The sequence below is a fragment of the Azospirillum endophyticum genome (assembly GCF_016595245.1).
GTDB classification, from domain to species: Bacteria; Pseudomonadota; Alphaproteobacteria; order Azospirillales; family Azospirillaceae; genus Azospirillum; species Azospirillum endophyticum.
Window position 1 is genome coordinate 1 of record NZ_JAENHM010000072.1, and the last position, 20,628, is coordinate 20,628.

General features: G+C 68.9%; 21 protein-coding genes and 3 tRNA genes. 11 read left to right on the plus strand and 13 right to left on the minus strand.

Annotation, left to right across the window (positions count from 1 at the left end):
• The 3 genes from JHL17_RS26290 to JHL17_RS26300 all read right to left on the minus strand — a co-directional run.
• Positions 1-409 (minus strand): GTP-binding protein (locus JHL17_RS26290; protein WP_200196888.1); only part of this gene is annotated, 409 nt, incomplete at its 3' end.
• 80 nt (positions 410-489) lie between these two features.
• A tRNA-Gly gene (locus tag JHL17_RS26295) sits at positions 490-563 on the minus strand.
• A 65-nt stretch (positions 564-628) separates the two neighbouring features.
• A tRNA-Tyr gene (locus JHL17_RS26300) sits at positions 629-714 on the minus strand.
• A gap of 141 nt (positions 715-855) precedes the next feature.
• Here JHL17_RS26300 and rlmB point away from each other — a divergent pair.
• The 3 genes from rlmB (at position 856) to JHL17_RS26315 (ending at position 2,379) form a co-directional block, all read left to right on the plus strand.
• Positions 856-1,758, plus strand: coding sequence for a 23S rRNA (guanosine(2251)-2'-O)-methyltransferase RlmB (gene rlmB / locus JHL17_RS26305; protein WP_200197648.1), 903 nt, complete (start codon positions 856-858; stop codon positions 1,756-1,758).
• Between the two features lie 84 nt (positions 1,759-1,842).
• Positions 1,843-1,918: transfer RNA gene (locus JHL17_RS26310), tRNA-Thr, on the plus strand.
• A 197-nt stretch (positions 1,919-2,115) separates the two neighbouring features.
• Positions 2,116-2,379: a hypothetical protein gene (locus JHL17_RS26315; protein ID WP_200197649.1), complete on the plus strand. Its 264-nt coding sequence runs from the start codon at positions 2,116-2,118 to the stop codon at positions 2,377-2,379.
• A 123-nt stretch (positions 2,380-2,502) separates the two neighbouring features.
• On the opposite strand, the gene JHL17_RS26320 is transcribed toward JHL17_RS26315, so the two are convergent.
• Positions 2,503-3,084 (minus strand): polysaccharide biosynthesis/export family protein, encoded by a 582-nt coding sequence (locus JHL17_RS26320; RefSeq protein ID WP_200197650.1) that lies wholly within the window; start codon positions 3,082-3,084, stop codon positions 2,503-2,505.
• Positions 3,085-3,436: 352 nt separating this feature from the next.
• Positions 3,437-4,705, minus strand: coding sequence for an outer membrane beta-barrel protein (locus JHL17_RS26325; protein ID WP_200197651.1), 1,269 nt, complete (start codon positions 4,703-4,705; stop codon positions 3,437-3,439).
• 401 nt (positions 4,706-5,106) lie between these two features.
• Between JHL17_RS26325 and JHL17_RS26330 the strand changes: the two genes are divergently transcribed.
• The 6 genes from JHL17_RS26330 (at position 5,107) to JHL17_RS26355 (ending at position 10,958) form a co-directional block, all read left to right on the plus strand.
• Positions 5,107-5,280, plus strand: a complete 174-nt coding sequence (locus JHL17_RS26330) for a hypothetical protein (protein WP_200197652.1) — start codon at positions 5,107-5,109, stop codon at positions 5,278-5,280.
• Positions 5,281-5,648: 368 nt separating this feature from the next.
• Positions 5,649-6,089, plus strand: a complete 441-nt coding sequence (locus JHL17_RS26335) for a MarR family winged helix-turn-helix transcriptional regulator (protein WP_200197653.1) — start codon at positions 5,649-5,651, stop codon at positions 6,087-6,089.
• A gap of 151 nt (positions 6,090-6,240) precedes the next feature.
• Entirely contained in the window at positions 6,241-7,524 is a 1,284-nt protein-coding gene (locus tag JHL17_RS26340; RefSeq protein WP_200197654.1) for an ABC transporter substrate-binding protein, read from the plus strand.
• Positions 7,525-7,675: 151 nt separating this feature from the next.
• On the plus strand, positions 7,676-9,508 hold the full coding sequence (locus tag JHL17_RS26345) for an ABC transporter permease (RefSeq protein WP_200197655.1): 1,833 nt from the start codon (positions 7,676-7,678) through the stop codon (positions 9,506-9,508).
• The gene (locus JHL17_RS26350; RefSeq protein ID WP_200197656.1) at positions 9,505-10,248 is read left to right on the plus strand and encodes an ABC transporter ATP-binding protein; all 744 of its coding nucleotides are present in this window, start codon (positions 9,505-9,507) and stop codon (positions 10,246-10,248) included. The genes JHL17_RS26345 and JHL17_RS26350 overlap by 4 nt, the downstream gene beginning before the upstream one ends.
• Entirely contained in the window at positions 10,245-10,958 is a 714-nt protein-coding gene (locus JHL17_RS26355) for an ATP-binding cassette domain-containing protein (protein WP_200197657.1), read from the plus strand. The genes JHL17_RS26350 and JHL17_RS26355 overlap by 4 nt, the downstream gene beginning before the upstream one ends.
• 32 nt (positions 10,959-10,990) lie before the next feature.
• Here the strand turns inward: JHL17_RS26355 and JHL17_RS26360 are convergent, their stop codons facing one another.
• The 7 genes from JHL17_RS26360 to JHL17_RS26390 all read right to left on the minus strand — a co-directional run bounded on the left by JHL17_RS26360 (position 10,991) and on the right by JHL17_RS26390 (position 17,013).
• Positions 10,991-12,016, minus strand: coding sequence for an ABC transporter substrate-binding protein (locus JHL17_RS26360; protein ID WP_200197658.1), 1,026 nt, complete (start codon positions 12,014-12,016; stop codon positions 10,991-10,993).
• Between the two features lie 46 nt (positions 12,017-12,062).
• On the minus strand, positions 12,063-12,890 hold the full coding sequence (locus JHL17_RS26365; protein WP_200197659.1) for an ABC transporter permease subunit: 828 nt from the start codon (positions 12,888-12,890) through the stop codon (positions 12,063-12,065).
• The gene (locus JHL17_RS26370; RefSeq protein ID WP_200197660.1) at positions 12,883-13,656 is read right to left on the minus strand and encodes an ABC transporter ATP-binding protein; all 774 of its coding nucleotides are present in this window, start codon (positions 13,654-13,656) and stop codon (positions 12,883-12,885) included. Before JHL17_RS26370 ends, JHL17_RS26365 begins: the two co-directional genes overlap by 8 nt.
• 176 nt (positions 13,657-13,832) lie before the next feature.
• Positions 13,833-14,213, minus strand: coding sequence for a hypothetical protein (locus JHL17_RS26375; protein ID WP_247893837.1), 381 nt, complete (start codon positions 14,211-14,213; stop codon positions 13,833-13,835).
• Positions 14,214-14,235: 22 nt separating this feature from the next.
• Positions 14,236-15,375 carry an ABC transporter permease gene (locus tag JHL17_RS26380; RefSeq protein ID WP_425599655.1) on the minus strand — a complete coding sequence of 380 codons (1,140 nt, stop codon included), beginning with the start codon at positions 15,373-15,375 and terminating at the stop codon, positions 14,236-14,238.
• 5 nt (positions 15,376-15,380) lie between these two features.
• A complete protein-coding gene (locus JHL17_RS26385) occupies positions 15,381-16,244 on the minus strand; it encodes an ABC transporter permease (protein ID WP_200197661.1) in 864 nt (287 codons plus the stop codon).
• The gene (locus tag JHL17_RS26390) at positions 16,237-17,013 is read right to left on the minus strand and encodes an ATP-binding cassette domain-containing protein (protein ID WP_200197662.1); all 777 of its coding nucleotides are present in this window, start codon (positions 17,011-17,013) and stop codon (positions 16,237-16,239) included. The genes JHL17_RS26385 and JHL17_RS26390 overlap by 8 nt, the downstream gene beginning before the upstream one ends.
• A 741-nt stretch (positions 17,014-17,754) precedes the next feature.
• On the opposite strand from JHL17_RS26390, the gene JHL17_RS26395 reads away from it, so the two are divergent.
• Positions 17,755-18,315 (plus strand): hypothetical protein, encoded by a 561-nt coding sequence (locus JHL17_RS26395; protein WP_345773883.1) that lies wholly within the window; start codon positions 17,755-17,757, stop codon positions 18,313-18,315.
• A gap of 39 nt (positions 18,316-18,354) precedes the next feature.
• Here JHL17_RS26395 and JHL17_RS26400 read toward each other — a convergent pair whose 3' ends face one another.
• Positions 18,355-18,618, minus strand: coding sequence for a DUF3126 family protein (locus tag JHL17_RS26400; RefSeq protein ID WP_149234807.1), 264 nt, complete (start codon positions 18,616-18,618; stop codon positions 18,355-18,357).
• Between the two features lie 282 nt (positions 18,619-18,900).
• On the opposite strand from JHL17_RS26400, the gene JHL17_RS26405 reads away from it, so the two are divergent.
• The gene (locus tag JHL17_RS26405) at positions 18,901-20,604 is read left to right on the plus strand and encodes a caspase family protein (RefSeq protein ID WP_200197740.1); all 1,704 of its coding nucleotides are present in this window, start codon (positions 18,901-18,903) and stop codon (positions 20,602-20,604) included.
• Positions 20,605-20,628 lie beyond the last annotated feature (24 nt).

The window sequence follows — 20,628 nt, forward strand, 5'->3', positions numbered from 1 at the left end:
TGTTCATGAACACCACCAGCGCCGGAACGCCGACCTGGCGCGCCAGCAGGATGTGCTCGCGCGTCTGCGGCATCGGGCCGTCGGCGGCCGACACGACCAGGATCGCGCCGTCCATCTGGGCGGCGCCCGTGATCATGTTCTTCACGTAGTCGGCGTGGCCGGGGCAGTCGACGTGCGCGTAGTGGCGGTTCGACGTCTCGTACTCGACGTGCGCCGTCGAGATCGTGATGCCGCGCGCCTTCTCTTCCGGCGCCTTGTCGATCTGGTCGTAAGCGGTGAAGGTGGCGCCGCCGGACTCCGCCAGCACCTTCGTGATCGCCGCCGTCAGCGACGTCTTGCCGTGGTCGACGTGGCCGATCGTGCCAACGTTGCAGTGCGGCTTGTTCCGCTCAAACTTTGCCTTCGCCATCGCTTTGGTCTTTCGTTCCCGACGTTCCGGACGCACACAATGGCCCGGCCGAGATCGGTTTTCCGTGGCGCGCAGGGGATTGGAGCGGGTGAGGGGAATCGAACCCCCGTCGTAAGCTTGGAAGGCTTCTGCTCTACCATTGAGCTACACCCGCCCGAGCCATCCCGCCGGCGCGACCGTCCGGGGCAAACGCGATCACGGACAAGCCGTGGAAAGTAGTGGTGGAAGGGGCTGGATTCGAACCAGCGTACGCTAACGCGGGCAGATTTACAGTCTGCTGCCTTTAACCACTCGGCCACCCTTCCAGTCCGCGGCTTGGCTGTGCCCGCCGCGGAGTTCGGCAATATGCGAATTTTTCAGACCTTGTCAACACGGGTTAAGCGGTTCACACCAGAAAAAATTCGGCCGCAGTCCGCGGCAGCCCCCTCCCCTTCTTCGTGGGTATCATGACGCGCTCCAGACATCCGGCCTCCTCCTCCGCTGCCAACCGCCAGACGGAGCGGGCGGGCGCCAAGCCACAGCAAGCAAACCCGCCGCGGCAGGACCAGGCGGAAGAGGCCGGGCGCGGCCGCCGCGGGTCCGCGAAGGGCGGCCGCCCCTCGGCCGCGCGCGGCGTGCTGCTCTATGGACTGCATCCGGTGGCAGCCGCCTGGACCAACCCGGAACGGCGCATTCACCGGCTGCTGGCGACCGACTCGGGGCGGGCGGCATTGGAGCCGGCGATTGCAGCGGCGCGGACGCAAGGACTGCAACGGCCGGAGGCGACGCCGGTCGACCGGACGGAGCTCGACAGGATGCTGCCGGCGGGCGCCGTGCATCAGGGCCTGGTGATCGATACGTCCCCCCTGCCCGAGCTGGGCATCGAGGATCTGTGCAACGAGCTGGCGGCGGAGCCGTCGGCGGTGATCGTGGCGCTCGACCAGGTGACGGACCCGCACAATGTCGGCGCCATCCTGCGCTCCGCCGCCGCCTTCGGCGCCCGCGCCGTGGTGGTGACCGAACGCCACGCGCCGGAAACGACCGGCGTGCTCGCCAAAAGCGCATCGGGCGGGCTGGAGGCGGTGCCGCTGATCCGCGTCACCAATCTGGCGCGGGCGCTGACCGAGTTGCAGCAGAACGGCTTCTGGTCGGTCGGACTGGCCGAATCGGGAGCGTCGACGCTGGCCAAGCTCGACCTGACCGGCAAGACGGTGCTGGTGATGGGAGCGGAAGGCAGCGGGCTGCGGCGGCTGACGATGGAGCGCTGCGACGCCATCGCCCGACTGCCGACGGGCGGTCCGGTCGGCAGCCTCAACGTTTCCAACGCCGCCGCGGTGGCGCTGTACGAAGTCGCCCGTCTGCGTGAGTGACGCCGGTCGCGGCTCGCCGTTAGCCAAGTGCTTGTTTGCGCGGAGAAGGGACGCTAAGGTGTGCGTCCGCCGAGCGGCGGGCACGCCGGATTAGCTCAGCTGGTAGAGCAGCTGATTTGTAATCAGAAGGTCACGGGTTCGATTCCTGTATCCGGCACCAGCTTTTTCAACGGCTTAGCGTTACCGGCGCTAGGCCGTTTTGCTGTTCGGGCATTGGATCGGCGCCTCCACGCCCCCACCAGGAACATCCGCGGCATGGATATGGGTCACCGTGGCGTCGGGGAACTTCCGACGGACACCGGCGGTTGGAGGAGGCTTCGGAATGCCCCTCCCAGCAGTTCCTGCGAAAGGCCGACCATGACCAAGCCCCAGCGTCCCGAGTCGGGCGGCGATACGCCCACCACGCCCAGCGCGGAGGCCAACCGGATGCGCGCGGACATCGACCGCGGGCTGACCGGCGACAAGGTTCCGGCGACCGATCCGGCCGCCGCCCCGCTCGGGACCGACGATGAAGCGGCTGGAACCACCCCGCCGCACGGCGTCTCGCGCGATCCGGTCGTTCCCGGCAATCAGCGCATCCCGCCGGGTCAGAAGAAGGGCGGCGATACGCTGGACACCTGACCGCCTCGCGGTTCGGTCGGTGCACGCCGTCAGAGCGCCAGAAAAGCGAAAGCCCGGCCGGGGAGTCCCCGGCCGGGCTTTCGCTTTTCGGCATTCCGCCGCCTGCGGCTCGGAGGCCGCGGCTCAGAAATAACGCTCCGGAACGCGGACCACGTCGTCCGGCATCACCGAGGTGGTGATCGGGGCCTTGCGGATCTCCTTCTTGGGATCGCTGCCGCGGGTGATGAGGATGTAGTCCTCCTTGGCGCGGTAGGTGTAGCCGCCGGCCATCGCCACCGCCGACAGGGCGGTCATGCCGTTGACATACTGGTACTGGCCGGGATTGCGCACCTCGCCCAGGATGAAGAAGGGCCGGTGGTTCAGCACCTCGACGCTGACCTTCGGGTCCTTCACGTAGCCGGCCGACAGCCGGGTGGCGATTTCCTTTTCCAGGTCCCGGGTGTTGCGGTCCTTGGCCGAAACCTCGCCGATCAGCGGCATGGCGACCTTGCCGGTGCCGTCCACGCGGAACTCGCCGGACAGCTGCTCCTCGCCGAACACGATGACGCGCAAGGCGTCTCCCGGGCCGAGATGGTATTCGCCGATCTGACCGGCGCTGGCGGTCTCCATCGGCGCGTCGTTGCCGGCACAGCCGACCATGGCAACGGCGAGCGCGGCCAACCCGATCCCCTGGCCCAGCGCACGGATCACATGACGTCGATTCATCCCAAAAACCTTTCCCTGGCTGGTGGACGCCTGCCGCAGCGCCGGCTCCGTCTCCGGGGTTCGGCCCGGATGATGGGATGGCCTCATGGAACCGCCCCATCCGCCGGCCGTCCTGCAGCGACGTCCTTTGGTCACGCACCTGAATTCGGGTGGAGACTAGCAACTCGCAAGCGCTTGGGAAAAAGTGGAGAGGAATTACCGCCTTCGGATCTGTTCAGTACATCGCGACAGATGACAAAGGTAGGCATAAGAAAAGGGCGCCCGTCATAGGACGGACGCCCTGGCCTGTTCAGCGGAACCTTTAGGCCGTTCGGCCGGGACTTTCCCGGACGACCGATCCGAATCCGCCATATTACATCTGCGCGCCGACCCGCAGATAGATCAGGTTGTCGCTGTATTCAGCGGCGCTGAGGTTGGAATTGCGCTTTTCGTAGGTGTAGCCGCCGGTCAGGTACAGGTAGCGGTTCATCTGATAGGTGCCGCCGACGCTGCCGGTATAGACCTTGTCGTTGCGGTCATTGCCGTTGAAATCGTCCTGGCGGTATTGCAGCCGGCCGTTCAGCACCAGCGAGCGCAGCAGTTCGTGGTCGACGCCCAGGGCGAACAGGGTGCGGGTATAGCTGGAGGCGGTACCGAAGCCGGGGCTGGCGGAGGTTTCGCGCACCTGCCGGCTGGCGGTGGCGCTGATGCCGGTCAGCTGCGTGACCGCCCAGTTCACCCGTCCGCCGAAGGACAGGCCGCCGAAGTCCTCCAGCCGCGAATCCTTGTAGTTGCGGACGAGATAGCCGGCGAAGACCTCGCCGGTGATCAGGCCGGTCAGTTCGGTGGCAAGGCCGCCGACCACCTCGTAGCCGTCCGAGTCGCGGTCGATGCCGGAGGCGTCGCGGTCGTTCTTGTGGCGGCTCCAGGAATAGGTGCCCTGGACGAAGGCCTCGTAGCCCTCGATGAACTCATAGCCGACGCGGCCGACCGTCGCGTATTCCCAGCGGTCGCGGTCGCCCTGGGGGGCGATGCCGCCGCCGATCACGTCGACGTCGTCATAGGAGATGTCCTGCGCCGAGCCGGACAGGCGCGCGCGCAGGCGGTTGAAACGCTGGGTATAGCCGGCCTCGCCGCCGCTGGTGAGGTAGGTCACCGGCTCGGCATAGCCCTGCAGGCTGTTGATGTCGCCGCGGCCTTCGTGGTTGCGGCGGTGGAACAGCCGGCCGTCCAGCGCGCCGCCCTTGTTCACGTCGAAGCGCCCGTCGGCCTGCACGGCATAGTCCGTGTAGTTCTCGCGATTGTGGTCGCTGTAGCGGCCGGCGTCGGCCGAGGCCGAGAAGTTCAGCGCGTGGGCCGCGAAGTCCGACTTGATGTCGAGCCGCGGCCGGACCGTCCAGATGACGTCGTCCTCGTGGTCGTCCCGGGTGGCATAGACGTTGGTCTCGTAGGTGGCCCCGGCTTCCACCCGCGGCAGGAACAGGAAGGATCCGGCGCGCAGCCCGAGCTGCTCCAGCTCCGGCCGGCGACGCTCCAGCACGGTTTCGCCACGCTGCAGGTCGTCCTGGGCGGCGGCGGGAAGCGACGTCAGCCCGGTCGAGGCGAGAGCGAGGGCGAGAAGGGAAAAGGTGCTGGTCTTCATGGAGTCACCGCGCTTGGCTGGGTTCGGTCGGCTCACTGGGCCGGGGGTCCGGCTCCTTGGTGGGACACGTCCGGCCACCGGTGTTCCTGCTGGACTTCCAGCATGGGCCGACGCGGACGCATCCTCGGCAAAGACACAACAAACCGTGCTCCGCGCGCAACAGTGAAGCCCGGGCGCCGCCGCTTTTGCCGGGTCCTGTGGTGTGGACGCAACAAAAGCAGGCGGCTCGGCAAGGGCGGCCGTGGCCGCGACAGGCTTGAATTCCGCGTCCTTTTTGACCGTCCTAAGATGATGGTAATAGTCCGGCTCGGCAGAACTGGCGATGTCCAATGCTCCCTGTTTGGAACCGGCTGCCCGGCACCGGGTTGTTCATGACGAGTCCCGACCAGGAAAGGTGCCGTATGACACGCCGACTCGACACGCCGCCCCCGCCGCCGTCGACCAAACGCCCACCCGACGCAACCACCCCGCCCTACACGCCGGGCGGCGTGACTCCCCCCGACGGCGAGGGCGCCGCCAGTCCGAACGAAAAGACCGCTCCTCCCGACAGCTACCCGCCCAAGCGCAAACCCTGACGAAGAACAAGGGACGAGAAGCGGCGGTCGCCGAAGCTCAGCACGGTCCCGCCGTCATGATGCGGTGGGTGGGACCGCCCGAATTCCGACAGAAGCGACGCATGGCTTGTTTTCGGGCTTGCGGCGCTTCTTTTGTTGCGCTGGCGATGGCGTTCCCATTCCTGTGGCTCTATGACGCATCTGCGAAGGTTGCACTGTGGCGCTTGTCTTTTCTACGCTTTCCATGAGGAACGCATGATGGACGCATCGGGTGGCAATGGGCGGCAAACGCCCAGTCATCCCTGCCCACGCAACCGGGAGCGGCGGTCCGTGCCCGCCCCAGCCTTCGCCCCGGACCGAAGGCGGGCACGAACCACGGGCCTGTTGCCATGGACGACTTCGGACGACTGCCTCCCGACGACTACCAGTTGGCCGGCCAGGTTCACCACCGCCTCCGCCGCGCCCATCAGCGCTCGTCGGCGATCTTCATCGACCAGATCGGCGACTCGCTGCTGACGCCCACCCAATGGGCGGCGCTGGCCACCCTGCATGCGGAGGGCCCGCTGTCGCAGAACCAGCTCGGCCGGCTGACCTACATGGATCCGGCCACCACCCAGGGCGTGATCCTGCGGCTGGTGGAGCGCAATCTGGTCGAACGCCAGCCCGACCCGCAGGACCGCCGGCGCACCAGCGTCCGGCTGACGCGGATCGGTCAGGCCCTCGTCGTCGACCTGATGGCGAATGCCGCCGCCGCGAACGAACGAACGCTGGCCCCCCTGACCGAGGAAGAGCGGGTGCAGTTCATGGCCCTGCTGGCCCGCCTGATGTAGGCCGCGATCGCGGGACAAGCGGGCCGCCGAACGGGAACGCCCCCGATCAGGCGGTGACTTTTGCGCCGGGTTTGCTATGAACGCGATGTGTTGCGTCGCACAGCGACCCGGACACGCCGCTGGTCTCTCACGAACCCGGGGTCCCCGCAGGATGAAGCACCGCCACCCGACCGCCTCGCCACTGGCGAAGGCTCTCCGCCCGGCCACTCTGTTCGCCGCCGTGTCTGTCGCAGTTTCCGTCGCAGCACTCTCCGCCGTCCCGGCTGCGGCCCAATCGGCCAAGCCGCTGGCGACCTTCTCCGGCGCGCCGGTCCGGGTGGGCGAGATCAACAGCTACACCGGCCTGCCCGCCTTCACCATTCCCTACCGCCAGGGCTGGCAGCTGGCGCTGGAGGAGATCAACGCCCAGGGCGGCGTGATCGGCTGCTGCGAGCTGCAGGTCGTCTCGCGCGACGACGCCGGCAAGCCCGACGACGCCGTCCGCGTCGCGCAGGAGCTGGTGACGAACGAGGCGGTGGACGTGCTGGCCGGCACCTATTTCTCCCACATCGGGCTGGCCGTCGCCGATTTCGCCGCACGCAACAAGGTGCCCTTCGTCGCCGCCGAGCCGCTGACCGACGCCATCACCTGGTCCAAGGGCAACCGCTACACCTTCCGCCTGCGCCCCAGCACCTACATGCAGGCGGCCATGCTGGTCGAGGAGGCGGCGAAGCTGCCGGCCAAGCGCTGGGCCACCGTCGCCCCCAACTACGAATACGGCCAGTCGGCGGTGGCGTGGTTCAAGCAGCTGCTGAAGGAAAAGCGCCCGGACGTCGAGTTCGTCGCCGAGCAATGGCCGGTGCAGGGCAAGCTGGAGGCCGGACCGACGGTGCAGGCCCTGGCCGCCGCCAAGCCCGACGCCATCTTCAACGTCACTTTCGGCGCGGACCTCGCGAAATTCGTGCGCGAGGGCGAGGGGCGCGGCCTGTTCCGCAACCGCAAGGTCGTCAGCCTGCTGACCGGCGAGCCGGAATATCTGGAGCCGATGAAGGACGAGGCGCCGGAAGGCTGGATCGTCACCGGCTATCCCTGGGACCAGATCGACACCCCCGCCCACAAGGCCTTCGTCGCCGCCTATACCGCGCGCTTCAAGGAGTCGCCCAAGGCGGGTTCCATCGTCGGCTACATCACCATGAAGGCGGTCGCCGCCGCCATCACCAAGGCCAAATCGGCCAATTCCGAACCGATCGTCGATGCGCTGGCCGGCCTGACCATCGACAGCCCGGTCGGCCCGGTGACCTTCCGGGCGTCCGACCATCAGGCGACCATGGGCGCCTATGTCGGCACCACCACGGTCAAGGACGGGCGCGGCACCATGAAGGACTGGCGCTACGCCGACGGCGCCAACTACCTGCCGTCGGACGACGCGGCGCGCAAGATGCGGCCGGCGGAGTGACGTTGCAGGCTTCGATTGCCCCCACCTAACCTCCCCCGCTGGGCGGGGGAGGGACTACCGCTTCCCTCCCAGTTCAGTACCAATTCCCTCCCCCGCCCAGCAGGGGAGGGTTAGGGTGGGGGCAAAAGTCAGCACCGAGACGACCCGCCCCATGTCCTTCCTCCTCGTCCAGGCCCTCAGCGGCCTCGCGACCGCGGCGACGCTGTTCCTGGTGTCGTCGGGGCTGACCATCGTGTTCGGCGTGACGCGGATCGTGAACTTCGCGCACGGCTCCTTCTACATGGTCGGCGCCTATGCCGGCTGGTCGCTGATCGAGCGGTTCGGTGGCTCGCCGGCCGGCTTCTGGGGCTCGGTCGCCGCCGCGGCGCTGGCGATGGGCGCTCTCGGCGCCGCGATGGAGATCGGGCTGCTGCGCCGGCTCTACCGCTCGCCGGAGCTGTTCCAGCTGCTGGGCACCTTCGGCGTCGTGCTGGTGGTGCAGGACCTGACCGCCTGGACCTGGGGGCCGGAGGATCTGCTGGGCCGCCGCGCGCCGGGGCTGAAAGGGTCCATCGATATCCTCGACCAGCCCTTCCCGCTCTACGACCTCGTGCTGATCGGGCTGGGGCCGCTGGTGCTCGGGTTGCTGTGGCTGCTGTTCAACCGCACCCGCTGGGGCACGCTGGTGCGGGCGGCGACGCAGGACCGCGAGATGACCAGCGCGCTGGGCGTCGATCCGGCGCGGCTGTTCACCGGGGTGCTGTTCCTGGGCTGCGCGCTGGCCGGGCTGGGCGGCGCCCTGCAGGTCCCGCGCGAGGCGGTGACCCTGCAGATGGACATGGCGATCGTGGTGGAGGCCTTCGTCGTGGTGGTGGTCGGCGGCATGGGCAGCCTGACCGGCGCCTTCCTCGCCTCCCTGCTGATCGGGCAGTTGCAGGCCTTCGGCATCTTGGTCTTCCCGCAGATCACGCTGGTTCTGGTCTTCCTGTTCATGGCGGTGGTGCTGGTGCTGCGCCCGCACGGCCTGCTCGGCCGGGCCGACGAGGTGCCGCCGACGGCACCCGCCACGGTGACCGTGCCGCTGTCGGCCGGACGCCATGCCGGGACCTGGGCGCTGGCCCTGCTGGCAATCCTGGCCGCGGCACCGCTGGTCGCCGGCGATTACGCGCTGATCCTGCTGACCGAGGTGGTGATCCTCGCCTTGTTCGCCGCCAGCCTGCATCTGCTGATCGGGCTGGGCGGGCTGGTCTCCTTCGGCCATGCGGCGTGGTTCGGGCTGGGCGCCTATGGCTCGGCCCTGCTGGTCAAGCATCTGGGGGCGCCGATGCCGCTGGCCCTGGCGGGCGCGCCGGTGCTGGCCGGGTTGGGAGCGCTGGTGGCGGGCTGGTTCTGCGTGCGGCGCTCGGGCCTCTATTTCGCCATGCTGACGCTGGCCTTCGCGCAGATCGCCTGGTCGATCACCTTCCAATGGTATGCGGTGACCGGCGGCGACAACGGGATCCTCGGCGTCTGGCCGCCGGCCTGGGCGGCGGGCAAGGCGACGTACTACTGGCTGACGCTGGCTCTGTGCGGCGGGACGCTGTGGCTGCTGCGCCGGGCGGCCTTCGCCCCCTTCGGTTATGCGCTGCGGGCCGGGCGCGACTCAGGGCTCCGTGCCGAATCGGTGGGTATCGACACACGCCGTTTCCAGTGGATGGCCTTCGTCCTGGCCGGCACCGCGGCCGGTCTGGCCGGTGGGCTCTACGCCTTCGCCAAGGGCAGCGTCTTCCCCACCCTGCTGGCGGTGCCGCAATCGGTCGACGCGCTGGTGATGGTATTGATGGGCGGTATCCAGACCGTGGCCGGGCCGCTCGCCGGGGCCGTGGTCTTCCATCTGCTGGAGTCGGAGGTGATGAGCCTGACCGACTGGTGGCGGCTGGTGCTGGGCCTGATCATCGTCGCACTGGTGCTGGTCTTCCCCAGGGGGATCGTCGGCTTCCTCTCCGGCATCGGGAGGAGGGCATGAGCGAACTGGTGGTGCGCGACCTGCAACGCTCCTTCGGCGGAGTGCAGGCGGTCGGCGGCGTGTCCTTCACCCTGCGCTCCGGCGACCTGCTGGCGCTGATCGGCCCGAACGGTGCCGGCAAGAGCACCTGCTTCAACCTGCTGAACGGCCAGCTCAAGCCCGATTCCGGATCGGTCAGGCTGGACGGCACGGAGCTCGTCGGGCTGCCGCCGCGGCGCATCTGGGCGCTGGGGGTCGGACGCACCTTCCAGATCACCGCGACCTTCGCCTCGATGACGGTGGCGGAGAATGTCCAGATGGTGCTGCTGTCGCGCGCCCGCCGGCTGTTCGGCCTGTGGCGTCCGGCCGCCGCCCAGTTCCGCGAGCCGGCGCTGGCCCTGCTGGAGCGGGTCGGCATGGCCACCCAGGCCGACCGCCCCTGCGGCGTGCTGGCCTATGGTGACGTCAAGCGGGTCGAACTGGCGATGGCACTGGCGAGCGCGCCGACGGTGCTGCTGATGGACGAGCCGACCGCCGGCATGGCGCCTGCCGAACGCCTCGCCCTGATGGCGCTGACGGCGGAGCTGGTGCGCGAGCGCGGCCTCGCCGTGCTGTTCACCGAGCATGACATGGACGTCGTCTTCGGCCACGCCACCCGCGTGCTGGTGCTCGACCGCGGCCGGCTGATCGCGGAAGGCTCGCCGGATCAGGTGCGCGCCGATCCCCGCGTGCAGTCCGTCTATCTGGGAGGCGAAGCGTGAGCGAACCGCTGCTGACGGTGGACGGTCTCCAGGCCTGGTACGGCCGCGCCCATATCCTCGACGGGATCGCCCTGACCGTCGGCCGTGGCGAGGTGGTGGCGCTGATGGGCCGCAACGGCGCCGGCAAGACCACCACGCTGAAGGCGATCATGGGGCTGGTGGAGCGGCGTGCCGCGACCCTGCGCTTCGACGGCCGCGACCTGTCGGCCCTGCCCGCCCATCGGGTCGCCCGGCTCGGCGTCGGCTATGTCCCGGAGGACCGCCGCATCTTCGCCGACCTGACGGTGGAGGAGAATCTGGAGGTCGGTCGCCAGCCGCCCCGCCCCGGCGCCCCGGCCTGGACACCGGAGAAGCTGTTCGCCCTGTTCCCCAACCTCGCGGAGATGCGCGGCCGCCGCGGCACCCGGATGAGCGGCGGCGAACAGCAGATGCTGACGCTGGCCCGCACGCTGATGGGCAACCCGTCGCTGCTGCTGCTCGACGAACCGTCGGAAGGACTGGCGCCGCTGATCGTCCGGCAGATGGCCGAGGCGGTGCGGCGGCTGAAGGCGGAGGGGCTGTCGGTGCTGCTGTCCGAGCAGAGCCTGTCCTTCGCGTCGGCCGTCGCCGACCGCGCCTGCGTCATTGAGACCGGCCGGCCGCGCTGGACCGGCACGATGGCGGAGTTGATGGCGGATGACGGGGTGAGGGCGGCCTATCTGGCGGTGTGACCGCCCCCTCCCCCGCCCCCAGGAGAGGGATATCACTGCCCGGCGATGCTGAGGTCCATCACCGACTTGGGATCCAGCGCCTTGTCGACCTGCCCTTCCGACTGCCAGAACTTCACTTGGTTGACGATGTCATCCACCAGCAGGCGGGCCTGCGGGTCGACATAGGGCAGGCCGGCGGCGACGATGTCGGGCTTCTGCTTGGTGGCGTCGGCGATGATGCCCAGCAGCTCGTCATAGCCGGGACCCTTGACCAGATTGCCCGCCGCGTCCTTGCCGTTGAAGGCGGCGTGGTATTCGGCCAGCGCGGTCTTGTAGGCGCGGACGAACTTCTCCACCAGCGGCCGGCGGTCCTTCATCGTCTTCGGCGCGGTGAACAGCGCGCCGAGTTGCCAGGGCGTCTCGTCGCCGACCCAGCCCAGCATCTTGCCGGCGCCGTCGGCGACCAGCTGCCGCGACACGGTGGACGGCGCGATGATGGCATCGACCTGACCGCCCTTGAAGGCTGCGACCATCTTCGGCACGTCCTGCAACGGCACCATGGTCACGTCCTTGACCGTGAAGCCGTGCTTCTGCGCCAGAAGCCCGATCATGTAGTGGAAGGTCGAGCCGACGGTGGTGATGGCGATCCGCTTGCCCTTCAGGTCGGCCGGCGTCTTCAACCCGGCATCGAAGGCGGCGTTGGTCGCGAGGTAGGCGCTCAGAGGGAAGCTCGGCTCGTCGCGGCTCTGCGCCGCGATGATGGTGACGGCGCCCTTGGAGGCGAGGTTGTAGAAGCCGGCGGTCAGGCCGGTGACGCCGAAATCGGCATCGCCCGAGGTCACCGCGACCGGCACCTGCTGGGCCGAGGTGAACATCTTCAGCTCGACATCCAGCCCCTCCTTCTCGAAATAGCCCTTCGCCTTGGCGATGAAGATCGGCCCGGAGGAGGACAGCGCCAGCACGCCGACCGTCGCCTTCTCCAGCGGCTGCGCCAGCGCGGCGGACATCGGGATGCCGGCGGCGAAGGCCGCACCGGCAGTGGCGATCACGGCGCGCCGGGTGAGGCGGGCGAGGGTCATGGACGGAAATCCTCCCGATGGATGGTTCAGGTTTCTTAGGAGTGGATCAGCGCCAGTTCAGCAGGCGCCGTTCGAGCTGCGACAGCACGGTGCCGATGGCCAGCCCCAGCAGCGACAGCACCAGCACGCCGGCCAGAAGCGTGTCGGTCTGCATCAGGTTGCCGGCCATCAGCACGAAGGCGCCGATGCCGTACTCCGCCCCGATCATCTCGGCCGCCACCACCAGGATCAGCGCGATGGACGCGGTGATGCGGAATCCCGCCAGGATGCCCGGCAGGGCGCCCGGCAGGACGATGGAGCGCAGGATCGACCGCCAGGGCAGGCCGAAGCTCTGCGCCATGCGGATCAGGTTGCGCGGCACCTGGTCGATGGCGCTGTAGGTGGCGATGACGGTGGGGAAGAAGACGCCGAAGCCGATGGTGGCGAATTTCGACGGCTCGCCGATGCCGAACCACAGGATGAACAGCGGCAGGAGCGCGATCTTCGGAATCGGGAAGAAGGCCGACACCAGCGGCACCCCCACCGCGCGGGCGGTGGAGAAGATGCCCATGGCGAAGCCGACCAGCATGCCGCCCGCGGTGCCCAGCACCCAGCCGACGGCGATTCGCCCCAGCGACGCCTTCAGGTTCAGCCACAGCGATCCGTCGGTCACCATGCCGACCAGCGCATGCCCGACGGCGCTCGGCGGCGGCAGGAACAGCGGGCTGGCGAGACCGAGGCGGCTCGCCCCCTCCCACAGCGCGATCAGCACGGCGAAGGCGGCCAGCGCCGCCCAGGGATGGCGCTTCACGGTGAAGCCGCCGCCACGGAATCGGACCGGCTGGCCCAGGGATGACGCGGTCGAAACCGCGGTCGGGTTCAGGCTGTCAGGCACGGGCGATCTCCCGGTCGGCCATCTGGGCTTCGGCCTTCATCAGGTGCCAGAGGCGGTCGCGCACTTCAGCGAGATGGGCCTGGGCCGACGGCTCCTGCCGGCGCTCCCGCGGCTCCTCGATGGTGACCAGTTCGCGGATGCGGCCGGGACGGCGGCTCAGCACGCAGACGCGGTCGGCCAGCCGCAGCGCCTCGTCCAGATTGTGGGTGACGTAGAGGGCGGTGGTCTTCTCCCGCCGCCACAGCTCCAGGAAATCATCCATCAGCAATTCGCGCGTCTGGGCATCCAGCGCCGACAGCGGCTCGTCCAGCAGCAGCATGGCCGGGCGCACCGCCAGCGCGCGGGCGATGCCGACCCGCTGGCGCATGCCGCCGGACAGCTGCTTGGGCAATGCCTGGCGGAACTCCCACAGCCCCATGCGGCGGAGACCGCTGTCGATGCGCTCGCGCCGTTCGGCGGCGGAGAGCGGGTGATGCTCCAGCACCAGGCCGACATTGTCCTCCACGCTGCGCCAGGGCAGCAGGGCGAAGTCCTGGAAGATGAAGGTGATCGGATTGAGGCAGCCGTCGGGCACCTCCCCCTCCACCCGGATGCTGCCGGAGCTCGGAGCGACGATGCCGCCGGCGATGCCGAGCAGCGTCGATTTCCCGCAGCCGCTGGGACCGATCACCGCCAGGATTTCTCCCTCCGCCAGCGTCAGGTCGATGCCGTCCAGGACGGTCAGATCGTCATAGCGGTGGGTGAGATCGGAAACGAGGAGCCTCATCGCGCCCTTTTTTGCCTGTACCTTCTGCCGGGAGGGTCCGACTGTTCGTTGGGCCGGCCACTATAGCGCGGCGTTCCGGCAACGGAGAGGAGAAATCCACCCCGCATTCCAGCCATACGGCAGTATGGTAGTGGCCGAAAGACGTCCAGACGCCGTCGGCTTCGCGACAGGGATCGTCAGGCGATTCCGGTGACCGGACCGCCGCCGGCCGGCAGGTCCAGCGCCCGCAACGCGGCGGCACAGCGGCCGACCGCGGCCTCCGCCAAGGCGTGGCGCTCGCCGAGCCCGGCCTCTTCCACCTCGTCGGGGGTCATCGCCTGCAACAGGACGCGGAGGGTGCGGACATAGGTGCGCAGAAGCGTGGCTTCCTCGGCATGATTGCCCAAAAAGCCGGCACGCCCGGCGGTGCGCAGGGCAGTCAATTCGCCATCCAGCGAGATCGCGGCCATCTCGATGGCCTGGAGCGCCCGCGTCAGGCGGATGTGCTTCAGAACGACGACGTCGGCCATGCCCACCTCCCCTGCCGGCTGCAACGGCGGGATCGAAGCAACGGGCATGCCAGCGCCGCTCCCCCGACGTTTAGCGCCGGCGCATCGACGGATGCCAGGCGGTCGTCACCCGCTCCAGCAATGCCAGGCCGCCATAGAGGCCGGAGCCGGTCAGCGCCGCCACCGCGATGGTCGCCCAGACGATGTCCAGGTTCATCCGCGCCACCTCGGTGGAGATGCGGAAGCCCATGCCGACCACCGGTGTCCCGAAGAACTCGGCGACAATGGCGCCGATCAGCGCCAGGGTGGAGTTGATCTTCAACCCGTTGAACAGGAAGGGCAGCGCGTTGGGCAGCCGCAGCTTGACCAGCGTGCGGCCATAGCCGGCGGCATAGCTGCGCATCAGGTCGAGCTGGATGCGCTCCGAATTGCCGAGACCCGCCAGCGTGTTGATCAGCATCGGGAAAAAGGTCATGACGACGATGACCGCGGCCTTGGATTGCCAGTCGAAGCCGAACCACATCACCATGATCGGGGCGATGCCCACCACCGGAATGGCGCTGGCGAGATTGCCGAGCGGCAGCAATCCGCGGGCAAGAAAGGGCACGCGGTCGGCAAGGATTGCCACCAGAAAGCCGGCGCCGCAGCCCATGACGTAGCCGCGCAGGACGGAGGTCAGCACGGTCTGGCGGAAATCGTCCCACAGGACCGGCGCGTTGGCGGCCAGCGCCGAAGCGATGCGGCTGGGCGGCGGCAACAGGATCGCCGGCACCTGGAAACCGCGGACCAGCACCTCCCACCCGACCAGCAGGCCGAGCCCGAACAGGCCGGGAACGATGACGGCGCGGGTCCAGCCCGGCACCCCGGACAGCACCCCCATCACGCGCCACAACAGCAGCGTCGCCGCCACCAGAAACAGCCACAGCCCCCAGCCGGCCGACAGGTCCAGCCCTTCCTTCATCAGGTACAGCGGCAAGAGCCACGCCAGCGCCACGCCGGCCAGTTCCACCCAGGCCCCCCAGACCCGCTTCGGCGCGGCGCGGCCGGCGACGACCGTCAGCAGCACCCCGCTCAGGAACAGCGGCGCCATCGTCCCGCCGAGCCAGCCGACGGGCGCGCCATCCCTTGCTCCGAGCGGCAGCATGAATGCGGCCAATGCCGGCAGCGCGATGGCGACCAGCATCCAATCGGCGGCGTTGCGCAGGCTGGTGCGATGGGAATTCGTCGTCATGTCGCTCATCGCGCACCCGCCCGGCCCAGCAGGACCAGTTCCAGCCCGCGCACCACGGCGATCAACGCCACCGACAACAGCGAGGCCATGATCAGCGCCGCCCAGATCTGCACGGTCTGGCCGTAATAGGATCCCGACAGCAGCCGCGCCCCCAACCCGGCCTGCCCGCCGGTCGGCAGCTCGCCGACGATGGCGCCGACCACGCTGATGGCGACCGAAACCTTGAGGCTGGCGAACAGGAAGGGCATGGAGGCCGGAAGCCGCAGCGACCAGAAGGCGCGCATCCCGCTCGCCGAGTAGGTCCGCATCAGGTCGAGCCACAAGGGATCGGCGGAGCGCAGCCCCTTCACCATGCCGACGGTGATCGGGAAGAAGCAGAGATACATGCAGATCACCGCCTTCGGCAGCAGCCCGGTCAGCCCGATGTTGCCGAGGATGACGACGATCATCGGCGCGATCGCCAGGATCGGGATGGTCTGGGACGCGATGACCCAAGGCAGCAGGCTGGCTTCCAGCGTGCGGGTATAGACGATCCCGGCGGCCAGCAGGATGCCCAGAACCAACCCCATCGCCAGCCCGGTCAGGGCCGCCTCCGCCGTCACCCAGGCATGGAACAGCAGGTTGCGCGGACTGGTCGGCGCATAGCCGGACAGGGACGTCCACAGCTCCACCACCACCTGGTCGGGGGTGGGCAGGATCGGCCGCTTCATCGCATAGGCCTGGGCCAGGACGTCGCCGAAACCGGCGGGCTTGTTGGCGCGCACCAGCGTCTCCGCCGCCTGCGGCCAGTTCAGCCACGCCGCCCCGGCGTACCAGGCCGCCAGCAGGAGCAGCGTCATCACGGTGACGGGAAGCGCACGCTTAATCATCGTAGCTGTGCCCTTCCTTCAGCCCTTCACGCACACGATGGGCGATGGCGGCGAATTCCGGCGACTCGCGGATGTCCAGCTTGCGCTCGCGCGGCAGGGTATCGCAGTCGATGACGTCGAGGATGCGGCCGGGCCGCGGGCTCATCACCACGATGCGGGTCGACAGGAACACCGCCTCGGCGATCGAATGGGTGACGAAGACGCAGGTCTTGCCGGTCGCCCGCCACAGCTGGGTCAGGTGCAGGTTCAGATGGTCGCGGGTGATCTCGTCGAGCGCGCCGAAGGGCTCGTCCATCAAAAGCAGGTCGGGTTGCAGGGCCAGGGCGCGGGCGATGGACACCCGCTGCTGCATGCCGCCGGACAGCTGCCAGGGGAACTTGCGCTCGAAGCCCGACAGGCCGACGCGCTCCAGCTGCTCGCGAGCCCGGGCCTGCCGTTCGGCGCGGCCGATCCCCATGATCTCCAGCGGCAGCATGACGTTGCGCTCCACCGTGCGCCAGGGATAGAGCGCCGGGGCCTGGAAGACATAGCCGTAGAGCCGCTTCAGCCGCGCCTGCTCCGGCGTCATGCCTTCGATGGCGATCCGGCCGGATGTGGGACGCTCCAGATCGGCGATGACGCGCAGCAGCGTGGTCTTGCCGCAGCCGCTGGGACCGATCAGCGAGACGAAATCGCCGCGGGCGATGGTCAGGTCGACCTCGCTCAACGCCGTGACCGGCTTGTCCGCGGTGGGATAGACCAGCGACAGCTTGCGCGCCTCGACGACCACGGACGATCTAGCCGGGGATGCGTCCGGGTCCGAGCCTTGCCGGGAAGCGGTCGCCTCCCGGACACCGAGCGGATGGGGGGAGGTCACGGGCGGCGGTCCTTCACAGCGCGGATTTGGGGATCGGTCTTGTCGGATCGGTCAGAAATCGACCTGTCCGCAAGCTATCACCGCACCGATTGCGGGACCAGGGTTGCAGAAGACCGGCCATCCGGACCAGGGACAACTCGATGCAACCAGAACGCACAATCCAAGGATCGGCAATTGGCATGCGGCCGCATGCCTTGTATTCTCGCGCCGCCGGACATGCATTATGCATCAGCGGCAACCGAAAGGAGGTGACGCGAGTGAGAAAATTCCTGAAGTGGCTTGGCCGCTTCTGGTTCAAGCTGAAGTTCGAGTTCGAAGCGGGCTTCAACGCGGACCAGGACAGGTAAGCCAGTGATGGTGGGGCCGGGAAACCGGTCCCGCCATTCAGGAAAGCGCCTCGCGTCACCTCCTGACCCCGGAGATTACCATGCTCCCCGCCATTTTCAAGGCATGGACGAGCGCCGGCCCCGCCCGAACACGCAGCGCGGGTGCAAGCGGTCGATCGAAGGGGCTGGTCAAAAGGACTGGACGGGCGGCGCCTTGCCGGAACAGGATCACGCCCCTTCCCAGCCTTCCCCCTGCGACATGTCCGCCGCCAAGCCGCCGCCAAGCCTCGAGATCACGCGCGAAGATGGCGCGGCCGGCCCCGTATTCGTGGCGACGCCGGTTCTGACGCCGATGATCCGCACGCGCTACCTGCTGGTCGCGGGATTGCTGGCGACCGGCTTCATCGCCGGAGCCGGTCTGGCGCCCGATGAACTGGCCGGCATGCTGCAATGGCTGGCCGTGTTCTGCGCGGTTCCGGTGCTGCTGCTGTGGGTGGTGATGCTGACGGAGACGGTCCAGCGCCGCGCCGTCCGGCTCGGCGTCACGACGCGCGGGCTGACGGTGGACGGCGCCCGCATCCATCCCCACGAAACGATCCGGGATCTGGCGCTCTATCCGATGGTCGGTGGCAAGCCGCTGTTCGTCGCCTGGATCGATCCGGCGCGCGACTATCGCCATAAGGCCGAGATGACCCTCGTCGTCGGCAACGTGGCGCCCAACGATGCGGTGAAGGCGGAATTGAAGGCCGCGGGCAGCCGCAACGTGCGGCTGGTCATGCACCGGCGCGGCGGGCACACGGCGATCGTCCTGGTGCGCGGCCTGACCCTGTCGGGCGGGCAGACCCTGCTGGCCGCCCTGGCGGCGGAGCTTCGCGCTCGCAGCCGCTAGGGCACCGGGAAATGGAACGCCGGAACAAAGAACCGAAAATCAGCGGCGCGGAATGGCCGGCGGTTCCGGCAGGTCCTCTTCCAGGATGACGACGTTCAGGGCATAGGACACCTCGCCCTCGTCCTCGTCGCGGTTCAGCGTGCCGAAGAACTCGCCATCCACCGTCACTTCGGCCGACTGGCCGGCCTTGGCCGGCGGCTCGATCACGATCTTGGGATTGCCCAGCGTCTTGCGCAGGTACATCTGCACGCGGGCGATTTCGGTGTCGGACATCCGGACGGCGGACGGCTTGGCGGGTGGCATGGCGAACCTCGTTGTCTGCGAAGGAGCGTCATATAGGCGGCTTCGCCGCGAAGGGAAAGCGATACCTCGCCCGACCTCCTGCAGATGCGGCGCAGGTGCCAAGCTCGCCTGTCGTCCAAGGGGGTAGCGCCACCACAGTGCGGCGCCCCCAAAGAGCGGGGTTCGCGATCGGTGGAAAAGGCTATGCTCCCGCCGGCGGTACGCATCCCGGCGACGGGCGGCGCATTGGATCATGCTTTTGCCGGAGGCTGCCGCGAAGACGAAGGATGGAATGCCGTGACGATGACCACGACCCCGACCGCAAGCCATGCATCCAGCCGCACCGCAGGAGGATGGCGCCGCCGCCTGGAGGCGACCGCCCTGACGGCGGCGCTGCTGGCCGTCCTCCCCTTCGGCAGCGCGCTGGCGGACAGTGGACGGAGGGTGGCGCTGGTCATCGACAATGGCCGCTACAGCGCGCTCGACAGCCGGTCGGAACAGGCTGCCGCCAATGCCTCGGCCATGGCGTCGGCGCTGCGCGGCGCCGGTTTTTCGGTGACGCGGGCCGATAATGTCGGACGTGTCGCCATGGAATCCGCGCTGGAACGCTTCCGCGAGGCGTTGTCCGGGGCAGACCTCGGCTTCGTCTATTACACCGGCCTCGCCGTCGGGCTGGGCGAGCGGGAGTTTCTGCTGCCGACCGACGCGGCACCCACCGGTGCGGAGGATCTGCCGCGCAACGCCCTGGAACTCGACGGCCTGCTGAGCGACCTGCGAGACAGCGGGCGCAAGGCGGTGGTGGTGATCGATCCCGGCATCGCCGAAGCGCTCGCCCAGCGGGTCGGCGGCGGAGCGTTGGGCACGCCGATGGAGGCCGACGGGCTGTTCGTCGCCTATGCCCACCGTCCGGGCGTGCCGCCGGTGCCGTCCCGATCGGGCAAGGGCCCCGATCCCTTCACCGCTGCGCTGGCGCGCGAGATGGTCAAGCCGGGCGTCACCTTCCGCGATTCCCTGGCCGAGGTGGCGCGTGCGGTCGCCCAACGCAGCGGCGGCCGGCAATTGCCTTGGCTCCAGGACCGGCTGGGCAGCGATCTGGTGCTGGTGCCGGCCGTCGCCGCGGCTCCCGCCAAGCCACCCGTGAGCCCGCCCGCCCAGCCCGCCGCGCCGACCGCGACGAAGGAGCCCCCGGCGAAGGAACCGCCGGCGGTGACCACCGCCAGCCTTCCCCCCGGCGAATACGAGATGGCGAAGCCGGGCGTCCTGTTCGACCGGCCGGCCGTCGGCGCGCATGGCGTGGCGCAATTGTCGGCCGGCAGCGTGGTGACCGTGCTGGAGGCGGTGCCGGAGGGGAGTTGGCTGCGGGTGCGCGATTCAGGCGGACGGACCGGCTATCTCACCGCGGGGGCGCTGGTCGCCCGCTGGGCCGATCCTTCGCCGCTCGCCGCCCGCGCCCGTGGCCCGGTGGAGGCCGGCCCCTCCTTCGGAGATCCCGGCACGGAGCAGACGATCCAGCCGCCGGCCGCAGGCAGCTCCGACCCGATCCGAACCGAGCAGCCACGCAGTTTCCCTGCCGCTCCGGCAGGCTCCGGCACCGTCACGCCGGAGAGTCCCCCAGTGGAGGCGGAGCAGCAGGCGATGCGCGCCCTCGGCGACGCCCGCACGGCGGCGGAGCGGGCACGTAGCCGTCCCGACAGCCGTTACTGGGTCTACGGCTTTTCCGGCGGCGACCGGTATGAGGGAACATGGACGCAGCCGTCCTCCGGTTCCGGGCTCGGTCGGCCGATCCGCCAGGGGGCGGGCGTCTACCATTTCGTCAACGGCCAGACCTATGAAGGGGAATGGGCGGGCGACCTGATGTCGGGCTTCGGCGTGATGACCTTCACCGACGGCAGCCGGTTCGCCGGGCGCTTCCGCAACGGCCAGCCGGATGGGCCGGGCATCTTCCACTATGCCAACGGCGGACAGAGCGCCGGGGAGTGGCGAGGCTCCGTCCGCCTGGACCAATGATCCCGGCAATCCGGCCGCATGAAG